Origin of the sequence: Protofrankia sp. Cr1 (genome assembly GCF_963555865.1) — a bacterium.
Classification (GTDB): domain Bacteria; phylum Actinomycetota; class Actinomycetes; order Frankiales; family Frankiaceae; genus Protofrankia.
The window spans coordinates 7012-13208 of sequence record NZ_CAUVXO010000129.1 but is presented as its reverse complement, the minus strand read 5'-3'; the positions used below and the strand labels follow the sequence as shown (position 1 = coordinate 13208).

Here is a 6197-nt window from a genome sequence, read left to right as displayed (position 1 = left end):
AGGTACTCCCGGACCTCCCACCCGGGATCGAGGCGCCACCTGGGCGAATGACTCCCCTCGGTTACGTCATTATGCAGCCGACGATGCGCTTGGACCGCCCCGTCAAGGCGTACCACCGATGGCTCGACCGCATTCCCCAGGTCTTCGCGTCGGACGTGCTAGATGAACTGGAGGCGAAAACAAGCCCCAGAACGTATGAAATCGCAACGCTACGCAATTATCAGAGCCTGATGCCGCTCTCGCACGATGCGCGCAAGCCGATGTTCGATCTGAGAACCGCAGACGGCGCGTTGGGTAGTACCCAGACGCTTGTCAACCGGTGCTATGACGACTTCCGATCGCTCGCCGAGAAACTCCTGGACAGGCTGGCCTCAGTGCAGGTTGAGAACTGAGCCCGGTCCAGCGCATCCGGACTCGGTCATCGTCGCCTTGTTTGTCCACCGATACGACGAACCCGCGCTCCTTGCCCCTGTCGGAGTCCATGCAGGAGGCGCTGCGGCATGGCGAGGTCTTCACTCGCCGATGGGTCGTCGAAACCATCCTCGACATGGTCGGCTATACAGCCGACAAAGATCTTACCGCGACGACGATAGTTGAGCCGGCATGCGGCGCAGGAGCCTTCCTTGGACCGATATCCGAGCGTCTGAGCGCGTCGTGTCGGACACATGACCGCTCCCTACTGGATGCGGTCCACGCGGTAGCGGCCTACGATTTCCTGGATCACAACGTCCAGTCGAGCCGAGATTGTGTGACGCAACACCTGCTCGCGGCTGGATGGGATCATCTTGTTGTAGAGAAGGTTGCCGCCACCTGGGTCAGGCAGGGCGACTATCTGCTACAGCGAGACGACGTCCAAAAGGCGGACTTCGTCGTGGGCAACCCACCCTATATTCGACTTGAAGACGTTCCGGCTGAGCGCATGGCCGCCTACCGGGCAACCTGCCCCGCCATGGGCGGTAGGGCGGACATCTACATCGGTTTCTACGAAGTCGGCCTGCGGAGCCTCAAACCGGGTGGTCGGCTCGGGTTCATTTGTGCCGATCGTTGGATGCGAAACCAGTACGGGCGCAGACTTCGCGAGATGGTGAACCGTCAATACAGCATGGATATCGTACTGACGATGCACGATGTGGACGCTTTTCACGAGCCGGTGTCAGCCTACCCGGCCATAACCATCATCAGGAACGCCGGCCAGGGTTCGGCCATCGCCGCCGACACCACTGGGTCCTTTGGCCCTCTTCAAGCCGACGAATTTCGCCGTTGGGTCGAGAGGCCGGATCAGATAGGAATCAGTACCGCATCCTACCACGCAGCTCGGTTGCCCCGCTGGTTCCCAGGAGGAGATTCATGGCCCGTGGGCTCCCCTGCGCGACTGGCCATGCTAGAAGAACTCGGCGATCGATTTCGACCCTTGGAGGACGAGACCACCCGTACCCGGGTGGGTATCGGTATTGCAACCGGCGCCGACGAGGTTTTCATCACCAACAATGCGGATCGCGTCGAAGTGGAGGACGGTCGCCTCCTCCCGCTCGCCATGGTCCGAGATACCACCGGTGGCGTGCTCCATTGGAACGGCTCCTACCTGGTGAATCCGTGGGACCCGCAAGGAGGACTCGTCAACCTCGCTGATTTTCCCCGCCTTGCCGCGTACTTCGAGCGACACAGTAGCGTTTTGCATAAACGTTACGTCGCCAGGAGGCAACCCGCCCGCTGGTACAGAACTATCGACAAAGTCGATCATCGGCTTATCGCGAAGCCAAAACTACTCCTTCCGGATATGAAGTCGACCATCCATCCAGTCTTGGATCAAGGTGGTTTGTACCCTCATCACAACCTGTACTACATCGTTTCCGACGGGTGGGATCTGAGAGTCCTCGGAGGCCTACTGCTGTCCAAGGTAGCTGAGGCTTTCGTGGCGGCCTACGCCGTGAAGATGCGCGGTGGCACCCTGCGGTTTCAGGCACAGTACCTTCGCCGGATTCGCGTACCGGATCCGCTGGAAATCAGTAAGGTAGATTGTATCGCCCTGGCGGATGCGTTCGACCGACGAGACGTGGCGGCGGCTACGCGGGTCGCGCTGCGCGCCTATGGGCTCACCGAACTTCCCGAGTAGGCGGATCGAGTAGGGTTTGTCCGTGTGAAGGTGGCACTGTTGGCGCCGGTGGCGTGGCGTACCCCGCCGCGGCATTACGGCCCGTGGGAGCAGATCACCAGCCTGATCGCGGAGGGTTTGGTTGAGTGCGGGGTCGATGTCACCCTCTTCGCGACGCTGGACTCGCAGACAGCCGGCGCGTTGGACGGCGTGTGCCCACACGGGTATGCCGAGGACCCGGCGCTCGATGGCCGGGTGTGGGAGGCGCTGCACGTTGCGCACGCCCTGAGCCGGTCGGGTGAGTTCGACGTGGTGCACAACCATCTCGACTGGCTACCGCTGGCGTTCGCGGCCCACGTCCGGGCGCCGATGGTGACGACCGTCCACGGCTTCTCGGACTCGCGTATCGTTCCGGCGTACGCGCGGGCGGGGTCGGCGTACGTGTCCATCTCCGACGCCGACCGCCGTCCGGAGCTGGACTATGTCGCCACCGTCCACCACGGCATCGACATGACGGCGCTGCCGTTCTCGGCCGTCGGCGGGGAGGACCTGGTCGTGCTCGGCCGGATCCATCCGGACAAGGGCACAGCGGTGGCCATCGACATCGCCCGCCGTGCCGGCCGGCGGCTGGTGATCTGCGGGATCGTCCAGGACGAGCGCTACTTCGCCGAGCGGGTCCAGCCCCATGTCGACGGGGACCGGGTCCGTTACCTCGGCTCGGTGGGGCCGCGTCAGCGCGCCGAGGTGCTCGGCTCGGCGGCGGCCCTGTTGCACCCGGTCGCGTTCGACGAGCCGTTCGGGCTGGCCGTGGTCGAGGCGATGGCCTGCGGGACACCCGTTGTGACCTATCCGCGGGGTGCGATGCCGGAGGTGGTCGACCAGGGCGTCACCGGGTACCTGGTCGACGGGCCGGCGGCAGCCGCGGCCGCGGTGGAGCGAGCCGCCGGCCTGGACCGCGGCGCCTGCCGTGCCACAGCGCAGCGACGGTTCTCCGCGGCACGCATGGTCGCTGACTACCTCACCGTCTACCGGCGGCTGCTCGGCTGACAGGGGCTGACGTGGGGTGACAGGGGGTGGCAGGGAGTGACGCGGGCTGACATGGGATGCGTCGGGGGGTCACGCCGCCGGGTCGCCTGGGCGGGTCATGCGGGCGAGAAGCGGCTCGACCGGGACGCTGGCCATGCCGACGCGGCTGTCGCTGATTCCGTAGGGCAGCCAGAGGCGGCCGTCGTGGATCAGGCCACCGCAGGAGTAGACGACGTTGGGGACGTAGCCGTCGCTCTCGGATCGGGTTGGGGTGAGCAGCGGCTCGGGCAGCGTCGCCAGCACGGTGGTCGGGTCGTCGAGATCGAGCAGGATCGCCCCGATCGTGTACGTGCGCATCGGTCCGACGCCGTGGGTGAGCGTGAGCCAGCCTGACGGTGTCTCGATGGGTGACCCGCAGTTGCCGACCTGGAGCAGCTCGAAGGAGGCCCCGGGCGAGTGGACCGGGCGCCCCAGTTCCCACGCCTGCCCGTCGTCGGAGGTCGCAATGCTGGTGGTCTCGCCGTCGGAGCGGCACAGCGCGAGACGCCGGCCGCCGACGGGCCGGGGGAACAGTGCCATGCCCTTGTTCCGCGCGGCCGGGCCCGTGAGCGGCGATGCGGTGAAGACCCGCAGGTCGGGGCTGGTCAGCAGCCGTGGGGTGATGTGCCGGCCGTCGTAGGCGGTGTAGGTCGCCTGGTAGTCGACGGTCCCGTCCGGCGCGGCGAAGCGGACGAACCGCGCATCCTCCATGCCGTTGGTCTCGACGGCGGCGGCCGGCCACAACACGCGCTGCGCCAGGGTGGTGGCCGGGGGAAACTCGACCCGCCACAGCGATGCGGCGATCGAGCGGATCCCGGCCAGGATCCCCGGTGCCTGCGGCCGGTGGAGCAGGTCGGCGGGCACCCGGGCGAAGGCCCGTTCAAGGTCGTCTCCGGCGGCCGCAGTGTCGAGCCTGTCGAGGACCGCCCGCGTGACCTCGTCGTCGAGCCCATCTGCGGCGAGCACCGTGCGCAGCCGTCCGGGCTCCCAGTCGGCCGGCGCGGCCAGCCCGGTGGTGAGCGGACCGGTGCGTGGTTCCAGGCGTACCGTCGGGCCCGGACCGACCACGCCGACGGCGAATCCGATCGAGGACAGGTGGCCCTCGCCGACGGCCCGCAGACTCAGCACCACCCGCAGCGCTCCCGGCGGGAGTCCGGACTGGTCGGGATGCGGCACGGCAGAGGGGTTGGTGACAGCGGCACCCTCCACCGCGTACTCGGCGGTGAAGCACGCACCGAGCAGCAGCATCCGTGCCACCGACAGCTCCGCGGGTGCCTGCACCCGCGACGCCACCACCGCGGCGTGCCGAGTCAGAATGCCCTGGTAGTCGTGGTGGCGGGGGCCGAAGAGCGCCAACAGGTGGGTGACGAGACCTGCCACCTCGTCCTCGGCCACGGCGAGCACGCGGTCCACGATGCCGGCGGCTCGGGACTGCACCTCGCCCCCCTCCTCGCCAGGAAGGAACAGCTTCGCGATCACCCGGCTCGGGTCCACGGACAGTCCCCCGAGCGGATGCCGCGTGACCAGGCTGACTTCTGCGCTCGGTGCCGGTTCGCTCCGTCGGTCGGTTGCTTCGCGGTCATCCGGGCCCCTCGGACGCCCGTTCCGTTCCCGCCTCCCCACGCTCACGGCGCCGCCAGCAGGCGGCGGGCGTGCTGGGCCGTCGAGAGCAGGGCGAGGGTGGACTCCGCTCCCTGGTTGGTGTTACGGCCGTCGGCCTCGAGACCGTCGCAGCAGCCACCGGTGGTGGTGTCGACCAGCGGCGTGGCGCTGTCGTTGTCGCCGAGGAACCATGCCTGAGCCCGGCTCAGACCGGTCAGCCACCGGGACTGGTCGGTCAGGTCATAGGCCCGGGCGCAGGCGTCGGCGAGCGCCGCCGCCTCGATGGGCTGCTGGTCGAAGCCGGGCTGGCCGCCATCCCCGGCTCGGCGGCCGCCGACGGGGGTCGGCGACAGCCGCCCGGCGGAGGTCTCCAGATCGAGCAGCCATGCCAGCAGCCGAAGACCGTTGGCGAGCGCAGCCTCGTCCGGCAGGCAGACCCCGGCGAGGATGAGCGCTTCGGGCACGGCCGCGTTGGCGTACCGCAGAGACGGCTCCGGCCAGGGCCACGCCGGGTCGGTACCCGGCGGACCGATCACGGTGACGGCCGCGGTTAGCAGCGCCCGGGCGGGCTCGTCGTCGGGGTATGCCAGGAGCACCTCCCCGGCACCCAGCGCAGCGAACGTCATCGCCCGCGGCCAGGGGGACCGGCACTGCGCACTGGTCCGGAACCGGGCGAGTGCCGTGACCCGCAGGTTCAGGGTGGGCGCCTGGGCCGCCGCTGTGCCCAGCCCCCACAGGGCTCGGCCCCACCAGTCGCCGAGACCGGGCTGGTCACGCCACCGCCCGTCGGTGTCACGGCGGTTGCGTACGGTACCGTCCACAGCCTGCGCCGCGGTGACGAAGGCGAGATAGCGGTTGAGGAGGCTGACCTGCTCAAGCGGCGGGTCCGGCTCGCGGGCGAGGACGACGAGCCCGCGGGCGACGTCGTCGACGCAGTACCCGTGCTCCCGGCGCGGGACCGCACCCAAGGCGTGCTCGAACAGGCCGATGTCGTCGCTGAGCCGGAACAGATGGGCGAACGAAACGACGGCGGTCACAGGGTCGCCGTCACCGCCGCCGCGGGTCTGTCGGTCATGCCGCCTCCCGCCCGGGCGATCAGCCCGGCGGCCAACTGCCGGTAGCGGTCGGCGACCGCGGGCCACCACAACTCGGGGGCGCGTGCGGCTGCGGCGCGGACCAGCCCCCTGGCAATGCCGGTGTCGCCGATGACGCTGCGTACCGCCGTCGCGATCGCCGCCGGGTCGCGGTGCGGCACCAGCAGGCCGACACCGTCACCGAGGAGTTCGACCGCGTGCGGGAAACGGGTGGCGACGATCGGTTTGTGCGCCGCGACCGCTTCGATGAGGACGCCAGAGGTCACCTGGTCGCGGGAGTCATAGGGCAGCAGTATGACGTCGGCTTCGCGCACCATCTCAGCCAGCGACGCCGCGTCGAGGTA

Annotated in this window: 5 protein-coding genes and 1 pseudogene; 3 read left to right on the top strand and 3 right to left on the bottom strand. The window is 68.6% G+C overall.

The genetic code is table 11. The annotated features are described in order from the left end of the window. From U9980_RS12655 to U9980_RS12645, 3 genes and pseudogenes are all read left to right on the top strand, one after another. A pseudogene (locus tag U9980_RS12655) lies at positions 1-392 on the top strand (ParA family protein); the annotation flags it as partial. Positions 393-481: 89 nt separating this feature from the next. Further along, positions 482-2113, top strand: coding sequence for an Eco57I restriction-modification methylase domain-containing protein (locus U9980_RS12650; protein ID WP_322768084.1), 1632 nt, complete (start codon positions 482-484; stop codon positions 2111-2113). Between the two features lie 24 nt (positions 2114-2137). Further along, positions 2138-3139 (top strand): glycosyltransferase family 4 protein, encoded by a 1002-nt coding sequence (locus tag U9980_RS12645; protein WP_322768083.1) that lies wholly within the window; start codon positions 2138-2140, stop codon positions 3137-3139. Between the two features lie 69 nt (positions 3140-3208). Here the strand turns inward: U9980_RS12645 and U9980_RS12640 are convergent, their stop codons facing one another. The 3 genes from U9980_RS12640 to U9980_RS12630 all read right to left on the bottom strand — a co-directional run. Further along, complete coding sequence (locus U9980_RS12640) at positions 3209-4636, bottom strand: glycoside hydrolase family 130 protein (RefSeq protein ID WP_322768082.1); 1428 nt, start codon at positions 4634-4636, stop codon at positions 3209-3211. Positions 4637-4782: 146 nt separating this feature from the next. Further along, positions 4783-5796 (bottom strand): glycosyltransferase, encoded by a 1014-nt coding sequence (locus U9980_RS12635; RefSeq protein ID WP_322768081.1) that lies wholly within the window; start codon positions 5794-5796, stop codon positions 4783-4785. After that, positions 5793-6197, bottom strand: a 405-nt coding sequence (locus U9980_RS12630) for a glycosyltransferase (RefSeq protein WP_322768080.1), incomplete at its 5' end; no start/stop codon positions are given. The genes U9980_RS12630 and U9980_RS12635, both read right to left, overlap by 4 nt.

Bases quoted from the DNA above. Each gene is read 5' to 3' on its own strand.
- U9980_RS12650 (WP_322768084.1), top strand. From the start codon at position 482: ATGCAGGAGGCGCTGCGGCATGGCGAGGTCTTCACTCGCCGATGGGTC.